This window comes from Aeromonas sp. 604282 (assembly GCF_049170575.1).
Lineage (GTDB): Bacteria > Pseudomonadota > Gammaproteobacteria > Enterobacterales > Aeromonadaceae > Aeromonas > Aeromonas veronii_A.
The window spans coordinates 102,508-128,692 of record NZ_JAAKMV010000001.1; the positions used below are offsets into that span (position 1 = coordinate 102,508).

20 protein-coding genes are annotated in these 26,185 nt (G+C 59.3%); 12 read left to right on the plus strand and 8 right to left on the minus strand.

The window, feature by feature from the left end:
• Positions 1-25: 25 nt before the first annotated feature.
• The 9 genes from ssnA (at position 26) to xdhC (ending at position 13,768) form a co-directional block, all read left to right on the plus strand.
• Complete coding sequence (ssnA, locus tag G5367_RS00495; RefSeq protein ID WP_064335991.1) at positions 26-1,354, plus strand: putative aminohydrolase SsnA; 1,329 nt, start codon at positions 26-28, stop codon at positions 1,352-1,354.
• Between the two features lie 80 nt (positions 1,355-1,434).
• Entirely contained in the window at positions 1,435-2,211 is a 777-nt protein-coding gene (gene ygfM, locus G5367_RS00500; protein ID WP_064335992.1) for a molybdopterin-dependent oxidoreductase FAD-binding subunit, read from the plus strand.
• Positions 2,208-5,105 (plus strand): molybdopterin-dependent oxidoreductase Mo/Fe-S-binding subunit, encoded by a 2,898-nt coding sequence (locus G5367_RS00505; RefSeq protein ID WP_421293779.1) that lies wholly within the window; start codon positions 2,208-2,210, stop codon positions 5,103-5,105. The genes ygfM and G5367_RS00505 overlap by 4 nt, the downstream gene beginning before the upstream one ends.
• Positions 5,106-5,200: 95 nt before the next feature.
• Positions 5,201-6,724 carry a nucleobase:cation symporter-2 family protein gene (locus G5367_RS00510; protein WP_421243543.1) on the plus strand — a complete coding sequence of 508 codons (1,524 nt, stop codon included), beginning with the start codon at positions 5,201-5,203 and terminating at the stop codon, positions 6,722-6,724.
• A gap of 52 nt (positions 6,725-6,776) precedes the next feature.
• Positions 6,777-8,093 carry a guanine deaminase gene (gene guaD / locus G5367_RS00515; protein WP_421243544.1) on the plus strand — a complete coding sequence of 439 codons (1,317 nt, stop codon included), beginning with the start codon at positions 6,777-6,779 and terminating at the stop codon, positions 8,091-8,093.
• A gap of 390 nt (positions 8,094-8,483) precedes the next feature.
• Positions 8,484-9,785 (plus strand): NCS2 family permease, encoded by a 1,302-nt coding sequence (locus tag G5367_RS00520; RefSeq protein ID WP_162516894.1) that lies wholly within the window; start codon positions 8,484-8,486, stop codon positions 9,783-9,785.
• 311 nt (positions 9,786-10,096) lie between these two features.
• Positions 10,097-12,415, plus strand: coding sequence for a xanthine dehydrogenase molybdenum-binding subunit XdhA (xdhA, locus tag G5367_RS00525; protein WP_421293780.1), 2,319 nt, complete (start codon positions 10,097-10,099; stop codon positions 12,413-12,415).
• Positions 12,408-13,286, plus strand: a complete 879-nt coding sequence (xdhB, locus tag G5367_RS00530; RefSeq protein WP_421293781.1) for a xanthine dehydrogenase FAD-binding subunit XdhB — start codon at positions 12,408-12,410, stop codon at positions 13,284-13,286. The genes xdhA and xdhB overlap by 8 nt, the downstream gene beginning before the upstream one ends.
• Positions 13,283-13,768: a xanthine dehydrogenase iron sulfur-binding subunit XdhC gene (gene xdhC / locus G5367_RS00535; protein ID WP_421293782.1), complete on the plus strand. Its 486-nt coding sequence runs from the start codon at positions 13,283-13,285 to the stop codon at positions 13,766-13,768. Before xdhB ends, xdhC begins: the two co-directional genes overlap by 4 nt.
• Positions 13,769-13,882: 114 nt before the next feature.
• On the opposite strand, the gene G5367_RS00540 is transcribed toward xdhC, so the two are convergent.
• Positions 13,883-14,422 (minus strand): glycine zipper 2TM domain-containing protein, encoded by a 540-nt coding sequence (locus tag G5367_RS00540; RefSeq protein WP_031227576.1) that lies wholly within the window; start codon positions 14,420-14,422, stop codon positions 13,883-13,885.
• Between the two features lie 501 nt (positions 14,423-14,923).
• Between G5367_RS00540 and G5367_RS00545 the strand changes: the two genes are divergently transcribed.
• Positions 14,924-15,112 (plus strand): hypothetical protein, encoded by a 189-nt coding sequence (locus tag G5367_RS00545; protein ID WP_005345660.1) that lies wholly within the window; start codon positions 14,924-14,926, stop codon positions 15,110-15,112.
• A 62-nt stretch (positions 15,113-15,174) separates the two neighbouring features.
• Here G5367_RS00545 and G5367_RS00550 read toward each other — a convergent pair whose 3' ends face one another.
• On the minus strand, positions 15,175-16,701 hold the full coding sequence (locus tag G5367_RS00550) for a YfcC family protein (protein ID WP_139432979.1): 1,527 nt from the start codon (positions 16,699-16,701) through the stop codon (positions 15,175-15,177).
• Positions 16,702-17,367: 666 nt separating this feature from the next.
• On the opposite strand from G5367_RS00550, the gene G5367_RS00555 reads away from it, so the two are divergent.
• Positions 17,368-18,990 (plus strand): acyl-CoA synthetase, encoded by a 1,623-nt coding sequence (locus G5367_RS00555; RefSeq protein ID WP_319920233.1) that lies wholly within the window; start codon positions 17,368-17,370, stop codon positions 18,988-18,990.
• A gap of 87 nt (positions 18,991-19,077) precedes the next feature.
• On the opposite strand, the gene G5367_RS00560 is transcribed toward G5367_RS00555, so the two are convergent.
• Positions 19,078-20,367 (minus strand): sensor domain-containing diguanylate cyclase, encoded by a 1,290-nt coding sequence (locus G5367_RS00560; RefSeq protein ID WP_421243547.1) that lies wholly within the window; start codon positions 20,365-20,367, stop codon positions 19,078-19,080.
• A gap of 354 nt (positions 20,368-20,721) precedes the next feature.
• On the opposite strand from G5367_RS00560, the gene G5367_RS00565 reads away from it, so the two are divergent.
• Complete coding sequence (locus tag G5367_RS00565; RefSeq protein WP_421293783.1) at positions 20,722-22,188, plus strand: KAP family P-loop NTPase fold protein; 1,467 nt, start codon at positions 20,722-20,724, stop codon at positions 22,186-22,188.
• Positions 22,189-22,221: 33 nt separating this feature from the next.
• Here G5367_RS00565 and hisIE read toward each other — a convergent pair whose 3' ends face one another.
• Genes hisIE through hisB form a run of 5 tightly spaced genes read right to left on the minus strand, consistent with a single transcriptional unit; the run spans position 22,222 to position 26,176 of the window.
• On the minus strand, positions 22,222-22,872 hold the full coding sequence (hisIE, locus tag G5367_RS00570; protein ID WP_421243549.1) for a bifunctional phosphoribosyl-AMP cyclohydrolase/phosphoribosyl-ATP diphosphatase HisIE: 651 nt from the start codon (positions 22,870-22,872) through the stop codon (positions 22,222-22,224).
• Entirely contained in the window at positions 22,865-23,638 is a 774-nt protein-coding gene (hisF, locus tag G5367_RS00575) for an imidazole glycerol phosphate synthase subunit HisF (RefSeq protein ID WP_270818196.1), read from the minus strand. Before hisF ends, hisIE begins: the two co-directional genes overlap by 8 nt.
• Positions 23,638-24,399, minus strand: coding sequence for a 1-(5-phosphoribosyl)-5-[(5-phosphoribosylamino)methylideneamino]imidazole-4-carboxamide isomerase (gene hisA, locus G5367_RS00580; RefSeq protein WP_421243550.1), 762 nt, complete (start codon positions 24,397-24,399; stop codon positions 23,638-23,640). Before hisA ends, hisF begins: the two co-directional genes overlap by 1 nt.
• Positions 24,400-24,404: 5 nt before the next feature.
• Positions 24,405-25,046 carry an imidazole glycerol phosphate synthase subunit HisH gene (hisH, locus tag G5367_RS00585; protein ID WP_005345637.1) on the minus strand — a complete coding sequence of 214 codons (642 nt, stop codon included), beginning with the start codon at positions 25,044-25,046 and terminating at the stop codon, positions 24,405-24,407.
• Complete coding sequence (gene hisB, locus G5367_RS00590; protein WP_421243551.1) at positions 25,046-26,176, minus strand: bifunctional histidinol-phosphatase/imidazoleglycerol-phosphate dehydratase HisB; 1,131 nt, start codon at positions 26,174-26,176, stop codon at positions 25,046-25,048. Before hisB ends, hisH begins: the two co-directional genes overlap by 1 nt.
• Between the last annotated feature and the right edge of the window lie 9 nt (positions 26,177-26,185).

Here is a 26,185-nt window from a genome sequence, read left to right on the forward strand (position 1 = left end):
CCACGAATAAGCGAAGGAGCAAACCATGTTTATTCTGAAAAACGTCACCGCTGTCCAGTTGGAGCCGACCCGGGTGCTGGAAGGGGTGGATATCGCCATCGAAGGATCGCTTATCAAAGCGGTGGGGCCCAATCTGCGGGCCCTCTACCCGGAGGCCAACTATCGGGAGATGGGGGGCAAGCTGGTGATGCCGGGCATCGTCTGTGCCCACAACCACTTCTACTCCGGCCTGTCGCGGGGGATCATGGCCAATATCGCCCCTTGCCCGGATTTTATCTCCACCCTGAAAAATCTCTGGTGGCGGCTCGATCGGGCGCTCGATGAGGAGTCCCTCTACTACAGCGGTCTCATCTGCTCGCTGGAAGCGATCAAGAGCGGCTGCAGCGCGGTGATCGACCACCACGCTTCGCCCAACTTCATCAAGGGCTCCCTGAATGTGTTGCGCAAAGGGTTTATGGAGGCGGGCCTGCGCGGCATGACCTGCTTCGAGACCACGGACCGCAACGGCGGCCTTGCCGAGCTGCAGGCCGGGGTGGAGGAGAACATCCTGTTCGCGCAGGCCATTGATGCCGCCAAGGCCAAGGGGAACGAACCCTATCTGGTGGAGGCTCATATCGGCGCCCATGCCCCCTTCACCGTGCCCGACGAGGGGCTGGCCATGCTGCGCGAAGCGGTGCAGGTCACCGGTCGCGGGCTGCATATCCATGTGGCGGAAGACCGTTACGACATGGCCCACGGCCACCACCACTATGGCAAGGAGCCCATCGCCCGGCTGGACGAGTTTGGCCTTGTCGACAGCAAGACCCTGATCGCCCACGGCATCTACCTGAGCCCGGCCGACATCGAGCTGCTCAACAGCCGCGATGCCTTCCTGGTGCATAACGCCCGCTCCAACATGAACAACCACGTGGGCTACAACATGCACCTGCCGGAGTATCGCAATCTGGCGCTGGGCACCGATGGTATCGGCTCCGACATGCTCGAAGAGCTCAAGTTCGCCTACTTCAAACACAAGGATGCCGGCGGAGCGCTCTGGCCCGACAGCTTTGCCCGGTTCCTCTGGAACGGCAACACCCTGCTGGAGCGCAACTTCGGCGCCAAATTTGGCCGCCTGGAGCCGGGTTACAAGGCCGACCTCACCATCTGCGACTACGCCGCACCGACCCCGCTGGCGCCGCGCAACCTCGGCGGCCATCTCGCCTTCGGTATGGGCTCATCCTCGGTCAACAGCGTGATGGTCGAGGGACGCATGGTCTATCAGGATCGCGAGTTCGCCTTTGACGTCGAGCCCATTTATCAGCAGGCCAGCAAGGTGGCGAGCCGCCTGTGGCAACGGATGGATCAGCTGGCCTAGGGCCACCCTCCACAGTTTTGGACCGGATTGCCCGCCCTGTGGATCTCCCCGGCGGCGGGCTGCAAGAGTAAGGACGACACATGATTGAGCAATTCTTCCGACCCGAACAACTGGGTCAGGCTTTGGAACTCAAGGCCCGCTTTGGCAACGACGCCGTCTACATGGGGGGCGGCAGCAAGCTCAACGCAGCCCCGACCCGCACCGACAAGAAGGTCGCCATCTCGCTGGACAAGCTCGGACTTGGCCAGATTGAGCAACAGCACGGTCAACTCCACATCGGCGCCACCGTCACCCTGCAAGCCCTCAAAGATGACCCCCGTACTCCGGCCGCCCTGTGCGAGGCGCTGGGGTTTGTCTACTCCCGCCATCTGCGCAATCAGGCCACCATTGGCGGCGAAATTGCCTGCCAGCAGCAGGACTCCCCGCTGTTGCCGGTACTGCTGGTACTCGAAGCCGTGGTGGTGCTGGAGAACAATCAGTTGCAACCCATCGATGCCTATCTGGCGGGCCAGCGCAAGGAGCTGGTGCTGGGGGTGGTGCTGCCGGAGCCCGCGCTGCGCTGCGCCACCCGTCGCATCAGCCGTAACGCCGATGGTCTGGCGGTGATGACTGCCGCAGTGGCCCTCGACGCCCTTGGCGAGATGCGGGTCGCCGTTGCTGGCGTTACGCCGCAGCCGATGCGCCTGCGTGATGTGGAGCGCCGCGATCTGCACGATGCCGCGCTGGAGGCGGCCGTGAGCGAGCTGGTTGCACCGCGCGAGGATCTCGGCGGCAGCGTGACCTACAAGCGCTATATCAGCGGGGTAGTGGTGGCGGATCTGCTGGTCGAGTGCCAGCAGCAGGAGGTACAGGCATGATGGAACTCAACTTCACACTGAACGGTGCCCTGCGCACCGTCATTACCCCGGCTGGCGAGAATGCCCAGCGGGTGCTGTTCAACCAGTGCCGGATGCACTCGGTGCGCAACAGCGACGACGGCTTTGGCTTTGCCGGCTCAGATGCCATTCTCTTCAACGGCAAGGTGATCAACGCCTCCCTGCTGATCGCCGCACAACTGGATGGATCAGAGGTGCGCACCGCCGAGTCGCTGGGCAGCTGGAACCAGCTCAGTCTGGTACAGCAGGCGATGGTAGATGTGGGCGTGGTGCAGTCCGGCTACAACGATCCGGCTGCGGCGCTCATCGTCACTGACCTGCTTGATCGCCATCCCAGCCCCAACCGTGATCAAATCGACGACGCGCTCTCGGGCCTGTTTCACCGGGACGGCGGCTACCAGCAGTTCTATCAGGCCATCGAGCTTGCCAGTTCACGGATGAAGGATCCCGATTATCTGTGCCAGATCGCCCCGGAGTTTCGCGACGATCTGCGCCATATCGGTAAGAGCTGCCCAAAAGTGGACGCCGCCAAGATGGTGCAGGCCAAACCCTGCTACGTGGAGGATCGGGTCACCGAGGATGCGCTGGTCATCAAGATGCTGCGCAGCCCCCATCCTCATGCGGTGATCACCAAACTCGACGTGAGCCGCGCCGAAGCCATGCCGGGCGTCGTGCATGTGATCACCCACCTCAACTGCCCGGATATTTACTACACCCCGGGTGGCCAGAGTGCGCCCGAGCCGTCACCGCTGGATCGCCGCATGTTTGGCCGCAAGCTGCGTCACGTAGGTGACCGGGTGGCCGCCGTGGTGGCCGAGAGCGAAGCCATCGCATTGGCCGCGCTCAAGCTCATCGAGGTCGAGTATCAAGTGCTGCCGGCGGTCATGAGCATTGACGAGGCGATGGCCCCCAATGCACCGCTGGTGCACGACGAGCCCATCGTCTACATGGCCGGGGCACCGGCGGATCTGGAGCAGCAGAACGCCTGCTCGGTGCGCCGCGGCGACGAGCACATGATCATCAACTTCCCCATCGGTTCCCGCCCGCACGAGAACCTGGCCGCCAGCGTCCATGGCCAGATCGGCGATGTGGCCAAAGGCTTTGCCGAGGCGGACGAGATTGTCGAGCGCACCTACGAATCGACCCAGGCCCAGCAGTGCCCGACCGAGCCACACATCTGCTTCACCTACATGGATGGCGATCGTCTGGTGATCCACGCCTCCACTCAGGTGCCGTGGCACGTGCGCCGTCAGGTGGCGCGCATCGTCGGCATGAAGCAGCACCAGGTGCATGTGATCAAGGAGCGGGTAGGGGGCGGCTTTGGCTCCAAGCAGGATATCCTGCTGGAAGAGGTGTGCGCCTGGGCGACCAAGGTCACAGGCCGTCCGGTTACCTTCCGCTACACCCGTGAAGAGGAGTTCATCAGCAACACCTCCCGCCATGTGGCTAAGGTGAAGGTGAAAGTGGGGGCCAAGAAAGATGGCACCATCACCGCCATCGAGATGGATTTTCGTGCCAACACCGGTCCTTACGGCAACCACTCCCTGACGGTGCCGAGCAACGGCCCTGCGCTCTCCCTGCCGCTCTATCCGTGCGACAACGTGCGCTTTACCGTCAACACCTACTACAGCAACATCTGTCCGACCGGCGCCTATCAGGGCTACGGTGCGCCCAAGGGCAACTTTGCCCTGACCATGGCCATTGCCGAACTTGCCGAGAAACTGGGCATCGATCAGCTCGACATGGTGGAGCACAACCGGGTGCATGAAGGGGACATCCTCAAGGTGCTGGGTGCCATCGGCGAGGGCAAGATGCCTACCTCGGTGCCCCACGCGGCCAGCTGCGCCCTCGAACCCATCCTCAAGCAGGGCCGCGAACTGATCGCCTGGGATAGCCCCAAACCCGCCGACGGGGATTGGCGCATCGGTCGTGGCGTCGCCATCATCATGCAGAAATCGGGGATCCCGGATATCGATCAGGCCAACTGCATGGTCAAGCTGGAATCGGACGGCACCTTTATCGTTCACTCCGGTGGCGCCGATATCGGCACCGGCCTCGATACCGTGGTGGCCAAGCTGACTGCTGAAGTGCTGCATTGCCCGCTCGGGGATGTGCATGTCATCTCCGGCGACACCGACCATGCCCTGTTCGACAAGGGGGCCTACGCCTCGTCAGGTACCTGCTTCTCCGGCAACGCGGCCAAGAAGGCGGCCGAGAACCTCAAGGAGAAGATCCTGTTCCACGGCGCCGCCATGCTGGGCGAGCCGGTAGCCGATGTTGAGCTGGCGTTCCCGGGCGTGGTGCGCGGCAAGCTGGGGGAGGTGAGCCTCGCCAAGCTGGCCCACAAGGCCGAGACAGGTACCGGCTTCGGTATCCTCGTGGGCACTGCCAGCTACATCACCTCTGAGCTTGCCTTCCCGTACGGGGCCAACTTCGCCGAGGTGGCGGTCAACGTCAGAACCGGCGAGATCCGGCTCGACAAGTTCTACGCCCTGCTCGACTGCGGCACCCCCATCAACCCGGAACTGGCGTTCGGCCAGATCTACGGGGCGACCATGCGGGCCATCGGCCACTCATTGACCGAGGAGATCTGCTACGACGGCAAGGGCATTCCGCTCACCCGGGATCTGAAGAGCTATGGCGCGCCCAAGATTGGCGACATTCCGCGCGACTTCCGGGCCTTCCTGGTACCGAGTGACGACAAGGTCGGCCCTTACGGCGCCAAGTCCATCTCGGAGATCGGGGTTAACGGCGCGGCGCCCGCCATCGCCACCGCCATCCATGACGCCTGTGGTGTCTGGCTGCGCAAGTGGCACTTCACGCCGGAGCAGATCCTGCGCGAGCTGGGCAAGCTGGAGCAAAAAGTGTCGGCATAACAAAATAAAAGGTGAGGGGCGGGCGCAAGCTCGCCCCCAGCGCCTGACGGCGGAATGAGTATTCCGCCTACATTCTGTGTGATGGGACAAACACGATGTCTAAAACAACACGCAAGCACTCGGATCTCATTTACGAGCTGGAAGACAAACCCCCGTTTTATCAAACCCTGATGGGTGCAGTGACCCATCTGCTGGCCATTTTTGTCCCCATGGTTACCCCGGCGCTGATCGTCGGCGGCGCCCTGGGTCTCTCCACCGAGATCACCGCCTATCTGGTCTCCATGGCGATGATCGCCTCCGGTATCGGCACCTGGCTGCAGGTGAACCGTTATGGCCCCATCGGGTCTGGGCTGCTCTCCATCCAGTCGGTCAACTTCTCCTTCGTCACCGTGATGATCGCGCTCGGCGGCGCCATGAAAAAAGATGGCATCCATGAGGAGCTGATCGTCTCGACCCTGCTCGGGGTCTCCTTTGTCGGTGCCTTTCTGGTGATGGGCTCCTCCTTTGTGCTGCCCTACCTCAAGCGGGTGATCACCCCGACCGTGAGCGGGGTAGTGGTGCTGATGATTGGCCTGAGCCTTATCAAGGTGGGGATCATCGACTTTGGCGGCGGCTTCTCCGCCATGAGCAGCGGCACCTTCGGCAAATACGAGAACATCGGGCTGGGGCTCTTGGTGCTCTGCGTCATCATCGCCTTCAACTGCAGCCGAAGCCCGCTGCTGCGGATGAGCGGCATTGCCATCGGCCTGATGGTGGGTTATGCGGTGGCCCTGATGCTCGGTATGGTGGATTTCTCCGCCCTTGAGAACCTGCCGCTTATTACGGTGCCTATCCCGTTCAAGTACGGTTTCTCCTTCGATCTGCACGCCTTTATGTTGGCGGGCACCATCTATCTGTTGAGCGTGCTGGAGGCGGTGGGGGACATCACCGCCACCGCCATGGTCTCCCACCGGGATATTCAGGGGCCTGAATTTCAAAAACGGCTCTCCGGCGGCGTGCTGGCTGATGGTCTGGTCTCGGTCATTGCCTCGGCACTCGGCTCTTTGCCGCTCACCACCTTTGCCCAGAACAACGGCGTCATCCAGATGACCGGGGTGGCCTCACGCCATGTGGGCAAGTTTATCGCCGTCATCCTGGTGCTGCTGGGGCTTTTCCCCGTAGTAGGGCGCTTCTTTACCACCATACCGTCACCTGTGATGGGGGGCGCCATGGTCATCATGTTCTCGATGATCGCCATCGCCGGTGGTCGCATCATCATCAGCCACGGCTTCGATCGGCGGGAGACTCTGATTGTCGCCACCTCGCTTGGCCTTGGGCTCGGTGTTTCCTATGACCCGAACGTCTTCAAGGTGCTGCCTGCGGGTATCTACATGCTGGTGGAGAATCCCATCTGCGCCGGCGGCATCACCGCCATCATCATGAATCTGGTGCTGCCGCAAAGCCGCAAACGCAAGGCGGCCGTCAGGGATGCCGAGGCGGTGGAGGTGATCCAGCTGAGCGACAAGCCGGATGTGATTTTTACCGCCCGCAGCGCGGGCCTGTCATCGGCCAGCAAGGGGGAGGGTTCACCAGAGCCAGTGCCCGGGCAGGCGGTGGCGCCACAAGTGGAACGGATCTGACGGTTAAACCGGCAAAAAACGTCAACAGAACAAGAAAAACAGGGAAACGGTTATGAAAAACGACAACTCTGTCAAAGCGGTACGCGGCAGCTTCTTCGATATCACCCGGGTGGTGGAGCAGCCCGAGGAGATTGAGTCCAACGCGCGCCTTATCGAGGATGGCCTGCTGATCATTCGCAACGGTTGCATCGACTGGTTCGGTGAGTGGGAAGAGGGGAAAGATCGCATTCCGGCCGAAGTGCGGGTGCGGGATTACCGCGGCAAGATGATAGTGCCGGGCTTTGTCGACACCCACATTCACTATCCCCAGAGCGAGATGGTGGGGGCCTATGGCGAGCAGCTGCTGGAGTGGCTCAACCGCCACACCTTCCCGGCCGAGCGGCGTTACAACGATCTCGAATATGCCCGCGAGATGTCCACCTTCTTTATCAAACAGCTGCTGCGAAACGGCACCACCACGGCGCTGGTGTTTGGCACCGTTCACCCCGAGTCGGTGGATGCCCTGTTCGAGGCGGCCAGCCGCATCAATATGCGGATGATCGCCGGCAAGGTGATGATGGATCGCAATGCACCCGATTATCTGCTCGATACCGCCGAGAGCAGCTATGTGCAGAGCAAGCAGCTTATCGAGCGCTGGCACGGCAACGGTCGACTGCTCTATGCCATCACACCACGATTTGCACCCACTTCGACATCCGAGCAGCTGTCGATGGCGCGGCGACTGCGCGAAGAGTTTCCCACCACCTATCTGCACACCCATCTGTGCGAGAACAAGGACGAGATCGCTTGGGTGAAATCCCTCTTCCCGGAGCACAAGGGTTATCTCGACGTCTATCACCAGCATGGGCTGACCGGTCACAACTGCGTGTTTGCCCACTGCGTCCATCTGGAAGAGCAGGAGTGGGATTGCCTGAAAGAGACCAATTCCACCATTGCGTTTTGTCCCACCTCCAACCTTTATCTCGGTAGTGGCCTGTTCAAGTTGCACAAGGCGTGGCGCAAGCAGGTGAAAGTGGGGATGGGCACCGACATCGGCGCCGGTACCACCTTCAACATGCTGCAGACCCTCAACGAGGCCTACAAGGTGATGCAACTGCAGGGCGAGCGTCTTTCTGCCTATCAGGCCTTCTATCTGGCGACCCTGGGCGGTGCCCATTCGCTCGGGCTTGATGAGAAGATCGGCAGCTTTGCGGTAGGCAAGGAGGCGGATTTCGTGGTGCTCGACCCGGTCGCCACCCCGCTGCAGCAACTGCGTTATGACAACTCCACCACCTTGCGCGACAAGCTCTTTGTGCTGCTGACGTTGGGGGATGACAGAGCCATCTACCGTACCTATGTAGATGGTCAGCTGGTCCACGAACGGGGTTAGGGAGAATAAACCGGGCAGGGCAGCAAGAGCGCTGCTCTGCCACGAATACGGAAGCTGGCGTGCCCGCTCGGGGCGCCAGCGCCGCGATACATCAGGGCGACCCCCTGATGACCAACCTGAAATGGCCCGGTTTTTTGATCAGTCAGGCAAACGTTTGAGTCAATTGCTGCCTCCTTGGTCAGTCGGTCTCTTTACACCAGCACATAGTGTGTTGGCGTGAGACTTGAAGATCCTGTTGCCATTTCGTGATGAAACACTCAGGCGCTTGTGAAGGAGTTGGGTATGACCCAAACAAACAGCAGGACAAACAGCGTGGAAGGGCTGGCCAATAGTGATGCCGGCAAGACCGCATCACAACAGCAACCGCTCACCGCTCTCGATCGCTATTTCATGATCAGCGAGCGGGGTAGCAACGTCAGACAGGAGGTGCTGGCCGGGCTCACCACCTTTCTCGCCATGGTCTATTCAGTGATCGTGGTGCCCGGCCTGCTCGGCAAGGCCGGTTTTCCACCGGGCGCCGTCTTTGTTGCCACCTGTCTGGTGGCGGGATGTGGTTCATTGTTGATGGGGCTCTGGGCCAAGCTGCCGATGGCTATCGGCTGCGCTATCTCGCTCACCGCCTTTACCGCTTTCAGCCTGGTGCTGGGGCAGCAGATCCCCATTCCGGTCGCGCTCGGTGCCGTCTTCCTGATGGGGGTGCTGTTTACCGCCATCTCGGTGACCGGGGTGCGTAGCTGGATCCTCGACAACCTGCCGATGGGGATTGCCCATGGCACCGGCATCGGGATCGGCCTCTTCCTGTTGCTGATCGCGGCCAACGGGGTAGGGCTGGTCATCAAGAACCCGCTGGAGGGACTGCCGGTCGCGCTGGGGGCCTTTACCTCAATGCCGGTCATCATGACCCTGCTCGGTCTTGCAGTGATCTTCGGTCTGGAGAAGCTCAAAGTCCCGGGCGGGATCCTGCTGGTGATCATCGCCATCTCCATCTTCGGTCTCATTTTTGACCCGGCGGTGAAGTATCAGGGATTGTTCGCTCTGCCGAGTCTCTCCGACGATCAGGGCAAGTCTCTCATCTTCAGCCTGGACATCATGGGGGCGCTCTCGCCGCTGGTGCTGCCGAGCGTGCTTGCGCTGGTGATGACTGCGGTATTCGATGCCACCGGTACCATTCGCGCCGTGGCGGGGCAGGCCAATCTGCTGGATAAGGATGGCCATATCATCAACAGCGGCAAGGCGCTGAGTGCCGACTCGGTGAGCAGCATCTTCTCCGGTCTGGTGGGGGCATCTCCGGCCGCCGTCTATATCGAATCGGCGGCGGGCACGGCGGCGGGGGGCAAGACTGGCCTCACTGCCACCGTGGTTGGCGGCCTCTTCCTGCTGATGCTGTTCCTGGCGCCGCTCTCCTATCTGGTGCCGGCCTATGCCACCGCTCCGGCACTGATGTATGTGGGTCTCCTGATGCTGAGCAACGTCACCAAACTCGATTTCAGTGACTTCGTCGGGGCCATGTCCGGTCTGCTGTGCGCCGTCTTTATCGTGCTCACCTGCAACATCGTCACCGGTATCATGCTGGGCTTCAGTGCGCTGGTGATTGGCCGCATCTGCTCCAAGGAGTGGCACAAGCTCAACACGGGCACCGTCATCATCGCCCTGGCGCTGGTGATTTTCTATGCTGGGGGGTGGGCTATTTAGGGATAACCCGCCCGTTTCGGGGCTGCCATCGGCAGCCCCGCTTTTCTTTGCCAAACCTGCATGTTTCTTTGATTTTCACCCCGTACCATTTTGATAAATCCCCTTACCAGATTGATAGCGCAGCGGGCTCTGGTTGCATCGGGGGCTGCAGATTCGTCTTCGGCAGGCACCTTGCCGGCCAGAAAAAGGGAGACAGATGGGATCCTCTTCACACTTCTTCCCATCGCCGGGGAGAGAGGGGGAAACAGGCGCATATCTTGCTGTTTTTTATCCCGGTTCTGGATTTTTCTTCCCTGAAAAAGGACTTGATCATGTCCATAGGATTACCGCTCAAGCGGGTGGATGCCGAGGCCAAGGTGACCGGCAGTGCCCGTTATACCGATGACAACATCATGCTCGGCATGCGCCACGCCAAGTATGTGCGAAGCTCCATCGCCCACGGCAAAGTGCTTGCCATCGACGCCAGCGAGGCGCTGGCGCTGCACGGGGTCGAAGCCGTGTTTACCCACGAGGATGTGCCCACCACCTGTTTTCGCACTGCCGGCCACGCCTGGTCCCTCGATGAAGCCAAGCGGGATGTAAAAGACCGCCGTCTGCTCACCGACCATGTGCGCCACTTCGGCGATGGCGTCGCCATCGTGGTGGCGCGCGATCCGCTGGTCGCCGAGAAGGCTGCCGCCCTGGTCAAGGTGACCTACGAGCCGCTGCCGGTGATGACGGATGCCCACAGTGCGCTGGCCGAGGATGCTTATCCCATCCATCCGAATGGCAACCTGCTGCGGCAAAGCCAGATCCGGGCGGGTGAGCCGGAACAGGCAATCGCAGCAGCGGATCTGCAGTTCAAGGCGCACTATCAGACGCCGGTGGTACAGCATTGCCATCTGGAGACGGTGACCTGCTACGCCTATATGGATCAGCCGGACCACATCATAGTGGTCAGCAGTACCCAGATCCCCCAGATTGTGCGCAGCCGGGTAGCCAAATCCCTCGGTCTACCCTGGTCCAGCGTGCGGGTGATCAAGCCCTACATGGGCGGCGGTTTTGGCAACAAGCAGGATGTGCTGGAAGAGCCGATGGCGGCGTTTCTGAGCTACAAGCTTGGCGGTGTGCCGGTCAAGGTTACCTTGAGCCGGGAGGAGTGCTTTTTTGCCTCCCGCACCCGCCACGGCTTTGCCATCGATGGCAAGATGGGCCTCAACCGCGATGGCACCCTCAAGGGGTATCAGCTCGACGTGCTCTCCAACACCGGCGGCTATGCCTCTCACGGCCACTCAATCGCCAGCGCAGGGGCCAACAAGATCAGCTACCTCTATCCGCGCAGCGCCTTTGGCTACGACGCCAAAACCTTCTACAGCAACCTGCCCACCGCCGGTGCCATGCGCGGTTACGGCGCACCGCAGGTGGTGTTTGCCCTCGAATGCATGCTGGATGATGCCTGCGCCGAGTTGGGTCTGGATCCGCTCGATGTGCGTATCGCCAACGTGGCGCGGGAAGGGGATGTCAATCAGGTCAACCAGAAGACCATCTACAGCGCAGGGCTCCCTGAGTGCCTGCGCCGGGGCGGCGAGCAGTTCCAGTGGGAACGGCTCAAGGCCGAGTGTCTGGCGCAGGATCCGGCGAGTCGGGTGCGCCGTGGCATCGGGGTGGCGTGTTTTAGCTACGGCTCCAACACCTACCCGGTGGGGGTCGAAATTGCCGGCGCCCGCATGCTGCTCAATCAGGATGGCACTGTCAATCTGCAGATCGGTGCCACCGAGATAGGGCAGGGGTCGGATACCGTCTTTGCCCAGATGGCGGCCCAGACGTTAGGCATCCCGTTTGAGCAGATCCGGGTCATTTCGACCCAGGATACCGACATTACCGCCTACGATCCGGGCTCGTTCGCCTCGCGCCAGAGCTATGTGGCAGCCCCTGCCATCCATCAGGCGGCGCTGCAGTTGCGGGCCCGCATTTTGTCGCTGGCAGCCCAGCTCTGCCATCAGGATGTGGGATCGCTGACCCTGATCGATGGCTACGTGGTGCTGGCCGGTGCGCCGGACAAGGTGCTGATCAGCGTGGCCGAGGTGTCGGTCAACGCCTATTACCACCTCACTATCGGCGGCCAGATCACCTCCGAGGTCTCCCACAAAACTACCACCAACCCGCCCAGTTTCGGCTGTACCTTTGTCGATCTCAGCGTCGATATCGATCTCTGCAAGGTGACCATCAATCGCATCATAAACCTGCACGATGCGGGCAAGATCCTCAATCCGCAGCTGGCGGAGGGGCAGGTGCATGGCGGCATGGGGATGGGGATCGGCTGGTCCCTGTTCGAGGAGATGATCATCGACGCCAAGACCGGCGTGGTGCGCAACCCCAACCTGCTCGACTACAAGTTCCCCACCATGCTGGATTTGCCCGAGCTCGAATGCGACTTCGTGCAGACCTATGAGCCCCAGTCGGTCTATGGCCACAAATCACTGGGGGAACCGCCCATCATCTCGCCGGGCCCCGCCATCCGTAACGCCATTAGAATGGCGACCGGGGTGGCCATCAACGAGTTGCCCATCACCCCCAAAACCCTGTTCCGGGAGTTTGTCGCGGCGGGTTTGATTGGCGAGGGATCAGGGGAGGAGCAACACCATGTTTGATATTGCCCGTTACTACAAGGCGCACAGCGTGGCCGAGGCGGTCGCCCTGCGTCAGGCCGACCCCGAGGCGCGCCTGCTGGCTGGTGGCACCGATGTGATGATCCAGCTGCATCACCTCAACGCCGCCTATCGTCATATCGTCGATATTCACGACTTGCCCGAACTCAAAGGGGTGAGCGAGCTGGCTGACGGTTCTATCCGCATCGGCTCCGGCACCACCTTTACCGAGCTCATCGAGAACGAACTGGTGCAGCGCCGCCTGCCGATGCTGGCCGAGGCGGCCGCTACCATCGCCGGCCCGCAGATCCGCAACGTCGCCACCTATGGCGGCAACATCTGCAACGGCGCCACCAGTGCCGACTCGGCGGCGCCTACCGTCGCGCTGGAGGCCGAGCTTGCGATTGCTGGTCCTAACGGCACACGCCGCATCCCCATCGCCGGTTTTCATACCGGCCCTGGCAAGGTGGCGCTGCAACCTGCGGAGATCCTGGTGGCGTTTCATTTCGCCCCGGATACTCACCCCCAGGTGGGCTCCCACTACTTCAAATACGCCATGCGCGATGCCATGGATATCGCCACCATCGGCTGCGCCGCCTACTGTCAGATTGAGGATGGTCACTTCAAGCGTCTGCGGCTGGCCTACGGGGTAGCGGCCCCGACCCCGGTGCGCACGCCTCACGCGGAAGCGGCAGCCGAAGGGCAACCGCTGACTCGCGCCACACTGGCCGCCATTGCCGAGGCGGTGGTGGCCGATGTGGCGCCACGATCCTCCTGGCGGGCAGAGAAGGAGTTTCGCCTGCACCTTATCAAAACCCTGGCGCAGCGGGTGGTCGCCTGCGCAGTCGAACGTGCCGGAGGGAAGATCCTATGATGCAACCGCAAAGCTGTCCCGCCGTGGAGATCCAGTGCGAGATCAACGGCAAGTCTTACTCCTATGCAGTGCCGCCCACCATGTCGCTGCTCCACTTCCTGCGTGGGCAGGGGCTGATCAGTGTGAAAGAGGGGTGCTGTGTCGGTGAGTGCGGCGCCTGTACCGTGCGGGTGAATGGCACCGCTATCGACAGTTGCCTCTATCTGGCGGTGTGGGCCGATGGCAAATCCATTCGTACCGTGGAGGGGGAACGCAAAGGTAACGAGCTCTCCGACGTGCAGCAGGCCTTTATCGACGAGGGGGCGGTGCAGTGCGGTTTTTGTACCCCGGGCCTCGTGATGGCGAGCGCAGCATTGCTCGACAAGACCGAACGCCGTCCGCTGACCGATGCGGAGATCCGCCGCGGGCTGTCGGGCAACCTCTGCCGCTGCACCGGCTATCAGAACGTGGTGCGGGCGGTGAAAAAGTGCTGCAAGGGGTAACTGACTGGGCGTAATTACCCTGAGTGCTGTTGTTTGAAAAAGGAAACAAGCCGCCCAAAAACACAGGCCCGTCTCGAAAGAGACGGGCCTGCTGCTGAGTGGGGCCAGGAGAGATCACACTTTTGGCTGATCGATCACCAGTTTGCCATCCTTGACCGGAATGGTGGCGCCGGGGGCTTGCTTCATGCGGATCACCCCCTCCTGACCTGCGAGGCGATAGGTCACGTCATAACCAATGGTGTTGACGCTCGTATCCTGCACGGTTTTGCAGCGCTGCTCGGTGGTGGTGTAGGTATCGCCCGCCTGCATATTGCCCTGCACCTGATTACCGGCATAGCCCCCCGCGACTGCCCCGGCTGCGGTGGCCACCTTCTTGCCGCTGCCACCGCCAAACTGGTGGCCGACCACGCCACCCAGCGCTGCGCCCACCACGGTGCCGAGGATCTTGTGCTCATCCTGTACCGGCTTGCGATGGGTCACGGTGACGTTGCGACACTCCTGTCGGGGAGTCTTGATGCTCTCGGTGATCGGCTTGCTGGCGATCACCTCGGCAAAGGTGGGCTGGGGTGTAAAGAGGGAGCCACTGGCCGCCGCCGAGAGTGCCAGGGCCGAGGCGATGCCAATACCGATACCTGCCATCATGGATCTGTTCATCTTGTTCTTCTCCTGCATACCCATACGGGCTGTTCCAATCTGGCGCCATCTTGTCACAACCGGCTGGCCGGACAAGGCGAGGGGGATGGGTCTGCGACAGGCGCTGGCGAGGTCAAAAAATAGCCACCATGAAAAAGTGTCTGACTTTGGCGACAACGGACTAAAAGTGACCGGTTTCCGGCGCATGGTGGACTGTGCCAGTGTAATAAGGAGCAATTCGAGTCGCGATTTGCAAGGCGGGCGGTGAGCAGAATGCCAGAGTGGCAAAGTGCTGACGGGGGCAGGTCAAGGGAGAGGTTTTGAACGGCGTGCTGTTCTTTGAGATGGCCACGCAAGTGGTTGATAAATGGCTCCAGCCCCATCGGATGTTGGCCGATAAGAGATCACGGCAAGCATTTTGCTTTGATTGGGTGAAGCAGAGGGTGAACGGGTCGGCAGACAACCGCGTAAGACCTGAAATGAAGACTTCACCCGAGATCACCGGATCAACGAGGGGGAGATATGTCAATGTTACCCAGCTGGATCACCCCGGCCATCCAGGCCAACATCATTACGGTGCAGCAGGCCGAACGTCTGCTCTCATCCCTCTACCGGCCCCTGGCCGAGCAGGGAGAGGAGCTTCCCGCCGATATCGCCGACATCAGCCTTAAACTCTACTGCTTCCGCCAGCAGGGGCGGGTGCGTCACTAAGGCTGACAAAAGAACACCCCGTGCCAGGCTCGGGGTGTTGTCACTCATGTATCACAGGCCTATCAGGCCAACATCACTTGCGCCACCAGCATCAGGGCGCCAAATCCCAGCACAAAGCCCACCATGGGCAGCACGAACTTGACCCACTTGTTGAATTGGATGCCGAGCATCTGCAGGGTGACCAGCACCAGTCCGGTGGGGGCCAGAAACAACATGGCGTATTGGCCCCAGTTGTAGGCCGATACCACGATATAACGGGGGATCATCACGGTATCTGCCAGCGGCGCCATGATGGGCATGGAGAGCACCGCGAGCCCGGAGGAGGAGGGCACCACCAGCCCCAGCAGGGTGAACACCAGCATCTGCGCCACCGCGAACACGGCGCCATGCATGCCGGAGACCAGATCGGAGGCGTAGGCCAGAATAGTGTCCGAGATCATCCCCTGATCCAGCACCAGATTGACCCCTCGTGCCAGCCCGATGATGAGGGAGACCGCCACCAGCTCCGATGCGCCCTGGGTGAAGGCTTCGACCGCCTCTTTCTCTTTGAGGCCCGAGATAAAAATGATGATGATGGCGATGGTCAGGAAGGAGGCCGCCATCTGCGGGAACCACCAACCCGCCATGGAGACGCCCCACACCATCAGCGGGAAGGCGAGGATAAACAGGGTCAGAATGATCTTGCGGCGCAGGGTGAAGGGCACCCCTTCGTCCATAGAGCCCTCTTTGAGAAAACGGGCGCGAAAACTCTCTCTGTCCTCATAGGTGTAGGAGAAGGCTGGATTGGCCTTGATCTTCTTGCAGTACCAGTAGAGATAACCGATCACCACCAGGGTGCCCACCAGACAGCCAATGGCGCGAAAGATCAGCCCCTCGGTAAAGGGAATGCCGGCGGCATTGGAGGCGATCACCACCGAGAAGGGATTGATGGTGGAGAAGGTGGTTCCCATGGAGGCGGCGAGGAAGATGGCCCCTACGCAGACGATGGAGTCATAGCCGAGCGCCAGAAAGATGGGTACCAGTATGGGGTAGAAGGCGACCGCTTCTTCCTCCAGTCCGCAGGTGGTGCCTCCCAGCGCCATCACGAAGCAGACCAGCGCCACAAACAGGAACTCGTTGCCCCGGGTCTTGTGTGAGAGGGCGACCAGCCCCGCACTGAATGCGCCTGTCTTGTTGATGACGCCGATCAGCCCCCCGAGCACCAGAATAAAGACGATGATATCCGCCCCCTCGATGGTGCCCTTGACCATGCTGACTGCCACGTCACCGAGCCCCTTGGGCGCTTGCTCCAGCCGTGCATAGGTGCCGGGAATGGCGATGGGCTTGCGGATGGTGCCGTTGGTAAATTGCTCTACCGCAATATTGATATTGAGTTTTGCCAAGGCATCCTGGGTTGCGGGAAGTCGGCTTATTTCCCCCTGTGGGCTATTGACCATCAGACTCTCACTGGCTGGATTATAAGAGAGTTTGGCATAGGCGCCAGCTGGAATTATCCAGGTCAGCGCAATGGCCAGCAACATAATAAGAAACAGAATGGTAAATGCAGTAGGGAATTGTCTGCGTGGTGTGGTATTCGGCACGGCACACATAAAATGCTCCTTGATAAAGCAGGTTTGGGCTCGGCGGAATATCGGGTCGATAGGGTTTCTGCGTCATACATCTAAGGTACGCAAACCCACTGTGGATTGCGTAGTGATTGGCGAGAAATCTGGCCTGATATTGAACATCCGGTAGATTGTTTCACGTTGTAACCGTAACCCGTGCGTGGCTGGATGAACATGGCGCCATGCTCGCTTTATGGGATGGCTCACAGAATTTATTTGTCATGGATTTAACAGCTGATATGAAATAAAAGTTATTATGCAATAACTATTTCAGTTTTCGCTTAACGTGGCTTGTCTTTAATAAAAGACATGAAAATAGTGCGCACCGAAATGAATGGAATGACATATAGAGCAGCTTTGGCGGGATAATATTCCACTATCGTCATTTTTCGTTATTCGCCAAAAACAGCCTGTGAAAAAAATGGCACGCTTTTCCGTAACAAAATATTTTTTGAAACGAAAACAGGGGACCCCTGTTGGCAGCAGGCTGTCCCTGTCTAAGACGTTTTGCTAATACCTGCCGCCACAGGCTCACTGTTAGGCTGTCATCCCCATAAGAGACCAGTGACGGGAAGGATGCCCATGTCGCTTGCTGATCTCTGAATCATCCCGAAACTGCCCGTTTTGTGCCACTTGTGAGGAAGGAACCCGATGACAGAGCAGAACATCTATCAGCGCGATCTGGAAAAAAATCCCGCCAATTACGAGGCGCTGACCCCCATCAGCTTTCTGGGACGGGCTGAGCGGGTCTACCCCGACTATCCGGCGCTGATCCACGGCCCGCTGCGCCAGAGCTGGGCTCAGACAGCCCGCCGTTGCCGCCAGCTGGCCTCGGCCCTGCGGCTTCACGGTATCGGGGAGGGGGATACCGTCTCCATCGTCGCGCCCAATATCCCGGCGATGTTTGAGGCTCACTTCGGGGTGCCGATGAGCGGCGCCGTGCTCAACACCATCAATACCCGGCTCGATGCCGAGTCGATGGCCTTTATCTTCCAGCATGCCCAGAGCAAGGTGGTGCTGGTGGACAGGGAGTTTGGCCCTGTGGTGCGCAAGGCATTGGATCTGCTGGAGAACCAACCGCTGGTCATCGCCATCGACGATCTCCTCTACCGGGAGGGGGCGCTGATCAGTGAGCTCGACTATGAGGCGTTTCTTGCAGAGGGGAATAGGGATGAGCCTGGCTGGTTGCCGCAAGATGAGTGGCAGGCCATCTCCCTTAACTACACCTCCGGCACTACCGGCAATCCCAAGGGGGTGGTCTATCACCATCGTGGCGCCCACCTCAACGCCATCAACAATGTGCTCTCCTGGGAGCTACCCAAACACACCGTCTATCTCTGGACCTTGCCGATGTTTCACTGCAACGGCTGGTGTTTCCCCTGGACGCTGGCTGCCACCGCCGGGGTGAGCGTCTGTCTGCGTCATGTGCAGGCGTCCGCCATTTATGAGGCGCTGCATGAGCACAAGGTGAGCCATTTTTGCGCAGCGCCCATCGTACTCAACATGCTCAACAACGCCGATCCGGCCCTCAAGCGCGGGCTGGATCACCCCATCAAGGTGATGACCGCTGGCGCTGCGCCGCCCGCCACCGTGATCGCTGGCATGGAGGTGATGGGGATAAACGTGACCCACGTTTACGGCCTCACCGAAACCTATGGCCCCTGCGTGTTGTGCGAACCGCAGCAGAGCTGGCAAGGGCAGGATGCCACCACGCTGTCGCGCCTAAAGGCACGGCAGGGTGTCGCGTCACCCCTGCAGGGGGAGATGCGGGTCATCAACCCGGTCAGCGGCGAGCCGGTGGCCAAAGATGGCAAAACCATGGGCGAAATCGTGCTGCGCGGTAATGTAGTGATGAAGGGGTATCTCAAGAACCCTTCTGCCAGCGCCGAGGCGATGGCCGAGGGGTGGTTTCGCAGTGGCGATCTGGCGGTGTGGCACCCGGACGGTTATGTGGAGATCAAGGACAGATCCAAGGACATCATCATCTCCGGCGGGGAGAACATCTCCAGTCTGGAGGTGGAAGATGTGCTCTATCGCCATCCCGATGTGGACGAAGCGGCAGTGATCGCCATGCCCGATGAGAAGTGGGGGGAGGTGCCCTGCGCCTTCGTGAAATTGAAAGAGGGGCGAGAGACCACCCAGGCGGAGCTGATCGCCTTTTGTCGCGAGCAGATGGCCCACTTCAAGGCGCCCAAGCGCATCATCTTCACCCCGTTGCCGAAGACCTCCACCGGCAAGGTGCAAAAGTTTGTGCTGCGCAAACAGCTGGGCTAGGCGCTAATCGGGCGTGAGTGAAAGCAGCGTGTGCAATATGGGATAAGTGCAAACAAAGGCGGTGGGAGAGCCTGACTGGTCAGCCAGCTATCGCACCTTGCACGCGACGCAGTTGCGGCCGGTCTGTTTGGCCTGATAGAGCATCTGATCAGCGCGGGCGTAGAGGCTCTCCATCAGCTCCCCCTCGCCATTTTCCACCAGTCCGGCACTGATGGTGATGACCAGCTCATCCCCATCGGGCAGGGGCAGCGTGCTTTGCATCACCTGCAGGCGCAGCCGTTCGGCCAGTGATGCGGCGGCCTGGAGGGAGGTGTTGGGCAGTAAAATGGCGAATTCGTCGCCGCCGATACGAGCCAGCACATCTTCGCTGCGCAGCACCGATTGCATCACCCTGCCCAGATGAACCAGCGCCCTGTCCCCCAGGGGATGGCCGAAGCGATCGTTGATGCACTTGAACTGATCCACATCCAGCACCATCAGCACCGAGGTGAGGTGGTGGCGCATGTCCAGACTGAGGTTCTTCTCGCACATCTCGAAAAAGAAACGGCGGTTGTAGAGACCGGTGAGGCCATCGCGCACCGACTGTTGGTGCAGCTGCTCCTTGAGCTGGTGCAGTTCGGTAATGTCGGAGGATATACCGATCAGGGTGGGGGTGCCATCCCCCAGCAGAAAGGGCACCTTGACCGACCAGTAGTAGTGCTGATTTCCTTCGGGATCGGTCAGCATCTCTTCCCCGGCTTGCAGCTCGCCGGTTTCGAATACCCGGTTGTCCAGTCGCCACAGCTGGCAGGCGCTGGCAGCCGGGATCACCTCATCATCGCGCCGATTGATGATCTGCTCGGCAGGAAGGCCCAGCAGATCGGCGACCTTTTGGTTGACGTAGAGAAAGCGGTGCAGGCTGTCCTTCATATAGATATGGGCATCCACGTTGGCGAGGATGATTTCCAGCAGCTGATGCTGCTCCGCCAGCCGCGCCTCGATCAGCTTGTGTTCGGTGATATCGGTGGAGATGCCGCATAGGCCGATCAGGTTGCCATCCCTGTCATACATGGGCTTTTTGACAGTCCAGTAGTAGCGCTTTTCCCCGGTGGTTTTGAGGTAGTTGACCTCCTCTTGGGCGAGGGCAAGCTGCTGCTCCAGTACCAGTTGATCGTTGCGCTGAATCGCATCCGAGAATTCGAGATCAAAAAAAGCCCGATCATCCTGTCCCTGCAACTCGGCGAGGGTGCAGCCAAAGAGATCCAGCACCGCCTGATTGGCATAGGTGTAACGGCCCGCCAGATCCTTGGTGAACATGTAGGCGTCCGTCTCGTTGAAGATGGCTTTGAGGTGATCCAGCTCATGCTGTAACTGGACAGAGAAGGGTTCATCCTTCATGGAGTTAACCATCCTTGGTTAAGGGCGTCGTTGTATACAGCGCTAATATATGTACCAACTGTTTAAATTAAGCACTTCACAGGCCATATTTCGCGTTTATTTCCGCAGGTTCTGCGCCATGTCACACGATTGTCATCGTTGGTGTGGTCAAAGGAAATCAACTGAGTCCGTTGCTATTCAGATAACCGTCCCACTCATATCGGCCCGGCATCGTGGGCCAGCAGCAGAGAAATTACCCGGCAATCAAATGCGCCACTCCGAGCGGTAGAAAGGGCAACAAACAGGTCTTTAATCAAACTATTTTCACTATGCCCCTGATATCATCCTCAGCAACGCAATATGGAGAGATACGAGATGGCAGTGGCACCGTTTAATTGGGATGACGCAGTTCAGTGGGACGGGCCGGGGGCCATTGCGGGTAGCGAAGAGATCTTGAGTGCCGATCGGCTTGATCGTGCCCGCTATGCCGAATTTCTGACCAACTACTTGGCCGCCGAAGGCAAGCAGCGCAACTATGTGCTTAACCTCAATGCCGAATGGGGGGCGGGTAAAACCTGGTTTATCAAGCGCTGGTATATGGAGCTGAAAGCGCACTATCCCACCGTCTATATCGATGCCTGGCAGCAGGACTTTTCCGATGATCCTTTATTGACGGTAATTTCGTCGATTATCGACCAGTTAAAAATGATTGCGGGAAAAGAAAACCCGATTCCAGAAGGAATGCGTCAGCGGCTGCTTGGATTATTTAAGGTCGGCGGCAAACTGGCGCTGAAAGCGGCAATCAAGAAGGCTGGATTGGAAGAAGATGATTTCTCTCTGGAAGGTGAGGAGGCCAATCAGCTGGTCGATGCTTTGTGTAGCAATCAGAAAGAGCGTTATGAATCTATCCAGTATCTTAAACAAGAGATACGGCAATGGGTTGAGGGAGCTGTTGGTTTAAGTGAAGGAGAACTGGACTATCCCGCCTTTATTTTGATTGATGAGCTGGATCGTTGCCTCCCCTCTTATGCAGTAGAGATGCTTGAGACCATCAAGCATATTTTCGATATTCCCGAAGTGGTATTTGTACTGGCCACGGATACCGAGCAGTTACAGCATTCTATCAAGGTCATTTATGGTGAAGGATTTCATGCATCTGCTTATCTAAGACGTTTTTTCAGGCGGCAATTTGCCTTAAAGGAAATATCAAAAGCGTCATTTATTGAAAGCTACATGAATCATGATGATGCATTATTTGAGTACCTTTTTCCAAGATTTAAAACAATAGGCGAATTTTCATTGTTGCTATCTGTGCTCGCAGATGCCTTTAGTCTTCAGCTTAGAGATATTGAACAATACATAGACAAAGTAAAGGCTGCAATATCAAACTTTAGTGATGGTTTTGATTTAGTAATTTTCTCCATACTTCTTTTAGCCAAAGAACGTGAGCCTGAGCTATATAGACAAATAGTTAGTTTAGAATTATCACTTAGAAATGATAGTAAAAAATCAGTCTCCAATATTGGGTTCTACGAGCGATTTAAATCTAATAAAGAATTAGGTTTTTATTTGCCTTGGGAGAACAATAGCTCAGAGCTTTTAAAAGCTGAAGTATGTATATCAAAATACATAGGTTGTTTCTTTTTCTCCATCAAAAACAAAGCTCAATTAGTTGCCGCAAAGGAAGCCATTTCGATAGGGGGAGTATTGGGTAAATATTCAATAGATTCGTTTTCCGAGGCTAGACATGAAGAAGCGCTACTGGCATATTATTTGGCAAATCAAAATGTCAACATTAATGATTATCAAGATCTTGTTGAGCTAGCATGCAATTTAAAATAGAAATGGGCATAAGCCCATTTCTAAACATGAATATTATTTTTGATGCCGCTCATAAAGCCGCTGAACGACATCCTGTAATCCCAGCCCTTCATTTTGCAGCAGTACGGTCAGGTGGTAGAGCAGATCGGCGGATTCGTTGATGAGCTCCTCCCGATCCTTGGCCATGGCGGCCAGTGCCACTTCGACACCTTCCTCACCGACCTTCTGGGCGATACGCTTGGTCCCTTTGCCGTAGAGGCTGGCGGTATAGCTGGTGGCCGGATCGGCCCCTTTGCGGGCGGCCAGCACCTGCTCCAGCTCTGCCAGAAAACCGAGGGGTGGCACTGGGTGGCCGTTAAAGCAGGAGGTTGTGCCCTTGTGGCAGGTGGGGCCGACGGGGTTGGCGGCGATCAGCAGAGAATCCTGATCGCAGTCGGTGCTGATAGCCACGAGTTGGAGCACATTGCCCGAGCTTTCACCCTTGGTCCAGAGCCGCTGTTTGCTGCGGCTAAAGAAGGTGACCTGACCGGTAGTCTGGGTCTTTTCCAGCGCTTCACGGGTCATAAAGCCCTGCATCAGCACCTCGCCGCTGGCGGCGTGCTGGACGATGGCGGGTATCATGCCGTCACACTTTTCCCAATCGAGCTGCTCGGCGAGGGGGCGCGAGTTGGCGGTTGTTTGTGCATTTTCAGAGAAGTTATTCACGGATGGCGACTCCTTCGGTTTTCAGCCAGCGTTTCAATTCGGGAATGGGGATAAGGCCCTTGTGGAACACAGATGCGGCCAGCGCCCCATCCACATCGGCGAGGGTAAAGGCATCGCGAAAGTGCGTCATGGCACCGGCGCCGCCGGAGGCGATCAGCGGCACCTTGCAGACGCTGCGCACCAGCTTGAGCTGGTCGAGATCATAACCCTGACGCATGCCGTCCTGATTCATCACGTTCAGCACGATTTCGCCCGCGCCGCGCTTTTGCACCTCCTGCACCCAGTCGAGTGTGTGCCAGGCGGTGGTGCGGGTGCGACTCTCGTCACCGGTAAACTGTTTGACCTGATAGTGGCCCGTCGCGGCGTCGAAGTAGGAGTCAATGCCCACCACCACGCACTGCACGCCAAAGCGCTCGGCCAGTCGGCTGATCAGAGTCGGATCGGCCAGCGCCGGAGAGTTGATGGAGACCTTGTCGGCGCCAAATTCGAGGATCTGGCGGGCATCCTCCACGCTTTTGATGCCACCGGCGACGCAGAAGGGGATATCGATCACCTCCGCCACCCGGCTCACCCAGCTCTTGTCTACCACCCGGGCATCGCTGGAGGCGGTGATGTCATAGAACACCAGCTCGTCAGCGCCCTCTTCGGCGTAGCGGCGTGCCAGTTCGACAATGCCGCCCATCACCTCGTGGTTGCGAAACTGCACCCCCTTGACCACCACGCCATCTTTCACGTCGAGGCAGGGGATAATGCGTCTTGCCAGCATCAGTTGCCTCCTGTGGTAACGGCCGCGGGGGCTTGCCAGCAGGCGATGGCGTCACCCACCGAGAACTTGCCCTCCAGCAGGGCGCGGCCAAGGATGATCCCCTTGACGCCGGAGCCCTTGAGCGCCTCGATATCCGTGATGCCGCCAATGCCGCCGGAGGCCTGAAAGGCGACGCTCGGGTAGCGGGCGCAGAGATCCCGATAGAGCTCGACGTTGGTGCCAGCCAGGGTGCCGTCACGGCTGATGTCGGTACAGAGCACATGCTTGAGCCCGGCGGGGAGGAAACGCTCGATCAGCGCTTCAATGGTCACACCGCTGTTCTCCTGCCAGCCTGCCACCGCGATATGGCGATTGCCCTGCTCATCGATGTTGACGTCCAGCGCCAGCACGATCTGCTCGGGGCCATATTTCTCCATCCAGCTCGCTACCAGATCCGGGGATTTGACGGCGGTGGAGCCAATCACCACCCGGCTGGCACCGGCGGCCAGCAGATCTGCCACATCCTGCTCCGTGCGAACGCCGCCGCCGACTTGAACCGGCGCTTCGGTGGCCGACAGCAGTTGGGTCAGCAGGGGCAACTGGCGTGCCTTGGCATCCTTGGCACCGTCCAGATCCACCAGATGGAGCTGCACCGCTCCCTGAGAGACATATTCATCGAAGCGGGCCTGCGGGCTGCTGCTGTATTCGGTCTTCTGCTCGTAATCCCCCTGATAGAGGCGAACTACCTGACCGTTGATAAGGTCAATTGCGGGAATGATCATGCTAGTCACAGCTCCAGAAAATTTTGCAGCAAACGGGCACCGGCTGCGCCTGAGCGCTCCGGGTGGAATTGGGCACCGAAGAAGTTGCTGTGCTCTGCAACCCCACCGACGATGGCGGTAAACGGCTTGCCGTAGTCGCAGGTCGCCAGCGTCGCCTCGGTCACCTCTAGCGCATAGGAGTGCACGAAGTAGAAGTAGCTGCCGCTCGGGATCCCCTTGAGCAGAGGATGGGTCTCGTCATGCTCAATCTGGTTCCAACCCATATGGGGCAGGCGCAGATTACCCACCTCCATCAGCCGGATCTTGCCCGGCACTATGCCAAGGCAGTCGATAAGCCGCTCTGACGAGTCATCCGTACCCATGCTCTCTTCGGAGGCCTCTGCCAGCATCTGCATGCCGAGGCAAAAGCCCAGCAGCGGCTGTTTGGCGGCGCGAATAAGGGGCACCAGCCCGCGCTCGTTGAGGTTTTTCATGGCGGCCACCGCGGTGCCGACACCGGGCAGGATCAGCTTGTCGGCCTGCTCGATATCGGCTGCCAGGCTGGAGACCAGCGGCTGCACGCCGAGGCGTTCGAACGCCATTCTGACCGAGGCCAGATTTGCACAGCCGGTATCGATAATGACCAGCTTCTGCTTGCTCACATCCATCACAGCACTCCTTTGCTGGAGGGGAGCTCGCTCCCTTCCACCCGAATGGCCTGACGCAGGGCGCGGCCAAAGCCTTTGAACAGCGCTTCCACCTGATGGTGGGTGTTGCCGCTGCCCACCTTCATCTGCAAGGTGATGGCCATGGCGTCCGACAAAGAGCGGAAGAAGTGGGGCACCATCTCGGTGGCCATCTCGCCCACGTTGTCGCGACCAAAGCCGCTTGGGCAGTCAAACACGAAGTAGGGACGACCGCTCAAATCCAGCGCTGTGCTCACCTCCTGCTCTGTCAGCGGGGTCTCTTCATCCGCACGCGGGCGGCCATCGATCACCGCCTGCACCTCGTCCATCGCCAGCACAAAGCCGAAGCGGCCGATGCCGCGCTTGTTGCCAAGGGCCTGACGCAGCGCCTGACCCAGCGCCAGCCCTACATCTTCTACCGTGTGGTGATCGTCGATGTGCAGATCGCCGCTCACGTTCAGCTTGAGCTGGAAACCGGCGTGGGTCGCTATCTGATCCAGCATGTGATCAAAGAAGCCGATACCGGTGGCGATCTGGTTGCCGCCGCTCTTATCCAAGTCAACTGCTACCTGAATGCGGGTCTCCTTGGTGTTGCGCTCAACCGAGGCTACGCGGCCCTTGGAGAGCAGCTGATCACGGATGGCGAGCCAGTCGTGATCTTGCGGGTGGTAGCGAATACCGCCAATGCCCATATTCTCGGCAAGCTGCAGATCGGTCTGGCGATCGCCAATCACGAAGGAGTTGGCAAAGTCGATGCGACCGGAGGCGAGGTACTCCTTCACCAGCCCGAGGTGGGGCTTGCGGCAGCTGCAGCCGTCGGTGGGGAAGTGCGGGCAGATCAGCACCTGCTCCCACTTCAACCCTTGCGATTCAAACAGATGCATCATCAGATCGTGGGGGGGCTGGAAGTTCTCCAGCGGCAGGCTGGCGGTGCCCAGCCCGTCCTGGTTGGTCACCATCACCAGCACGTAGCCGGCGGCCTGCAACTCGCGCAGCACCGGAATGACCATGGGCTCGAAGCGCAGCTTGGCGAGGCTATCCACCTGCTTGTCGGTCACCGGCTCTTCAATCAGGGTGCCGTCGCGGTCGATAAACAAAAACGGGGTCTTCATCGCTACATC

What these genes read in the sequence shown, in the direction of transcription:
- hisF (WP_270818196.1), bottom strand. Translation starts at nt 23,638, where the DNA reads ATGCTGGCAAGACGCATTATCCCCTGCCTCGACGTGAAAGATGGCGTG.
- G5367_RS00505 (WP_421293779.1), top strand. Translation starts at nt 2,208, where the DNA reads ATGATGGAACTCAACTTCACACTGAACGGTGCCCTGCGCACCGTCATT.
- G5367_RS00520 (WP_162516894.1), top strand. Translation starts at nt 8,484, where the DNA reads ATGATCAGCGAGCGGGGTAGCAACGTCAGACAGGAGGTGCTGGCCGGG.
- ssnA (WP_064335991.1), top strand. Translation starts at nt 26, where the DNA reads ATGTTTATTCTGAAAAACGTCACCGCTGTCCAGTTGGAGCCGACCCGG.
- G5367_RS00540 (WP_031227576.1), bottom strand. Translation starts at nt 14,422, where the DNA reads ATGAACAGATCCATGATGGCAGGTATCGGTATTGGCATCGCCTCGGCC.
- G5367_RS00510 (WP_421243543.1), top strand. Translation starts at nt 5,201, where the DNA reads ATGTCTAAAACAACACGCAAGCACTCGGATCTCATTTACGAGCTGGAA.
- G5367_RS00545 (WP_005345660.1), top strand. Translation starts at nt 14,924, where the DNA reads ATGTCAATGTTACCCAGCTGGATCACCCCGGCCATCCAGGCCAACATC.
- G5367_RS00565 (WP_421293783.1), top strand. Translation starts at nt 20,722, where the DNA reads ATGGCAGTGGCACCGTTTAATTGGGATGACGCAGTTCAGTGGGACGGG.
- G5367_RS00550 (WP_139432979.1), bottom strand. Translation starts at nt 16,701, where the DNA reads ATGTGTGCCGTGCCGAATACCACACCACGCAGACAATTCCCTACTGCA.
- G5367_RS00555 (WP_319920233.1), top strand. Translation starts at nt 17,368, where the DNA reads ATGACAGAGCAGAACATCTATCAGCGCGATCTGGAAAAAAATCCCGCC.
- hisA (WP_421243550.1), bottom strand. Translation starts at nt 24,399, where the DNA reads ATGATCATTCCCGCAATTGACCTTATCAACGGTCAGGTAGTTCGCCTC.
- xdhC (WP_421293782.1), top strand. Translation starts at nt 13,283, where the DNA reads ATGATGCAACCGCAAAGCTGTCCCGCCGTGGAGATCCAGTGCGAGATC.
- xdhA (WP_421293780.1), top strand. Translation starts at nt 10,097, where the DNA reads ATGTCCATAGGATTACCGCTCAAGCGGGTGGATGCCGAGGCCAAGGTG.
- hisH (WP_005345637.1), bottom strand. Translation starts at nt 25,046, where the DNA reads ATGGATGTGAGCAAGCAGAAGCTGGTCATTATCGATACCGGCTGTGCA.
- G5367_RS00560 (WP_421243547.1), bottom strand. Translation starts at nt 20,367, where the DNA reads ATGAAGGATGAACCCTTCTCTGTCCAGTTACAGCATGAGCTGGATCAC.
- guaD (WP_421243544.1), top strand. Translation starts at nt 6,777, where the DNA reads ATGAAAAACGACAACTCTGTCAAAGCGGTACGCGGCAGCTTCTTCGAT.
- hisB (WP_421243551.1), bottom strand. Translation starts at nt 26,176, where the DNA reads ATGAAGACCCCGTTTTTGTTTATCGACCGCGACGGCACCCTGATTGAA.
- ygfM (WP_064335992.1), top strand. Translation starts at nt 1,435, where the DNA reads ATGATTGAGCAATTCTTCCGACCCGAACAACTGGGTCAGGCTTTGGAA.
- xdhB (WP_421293781.1), top strand. Translation starts at nt 12,408, where the DNA reads ATGTTTGATATTGCCCGTTACTACAAGGCGCACAGCGTGGCCGAGGCG.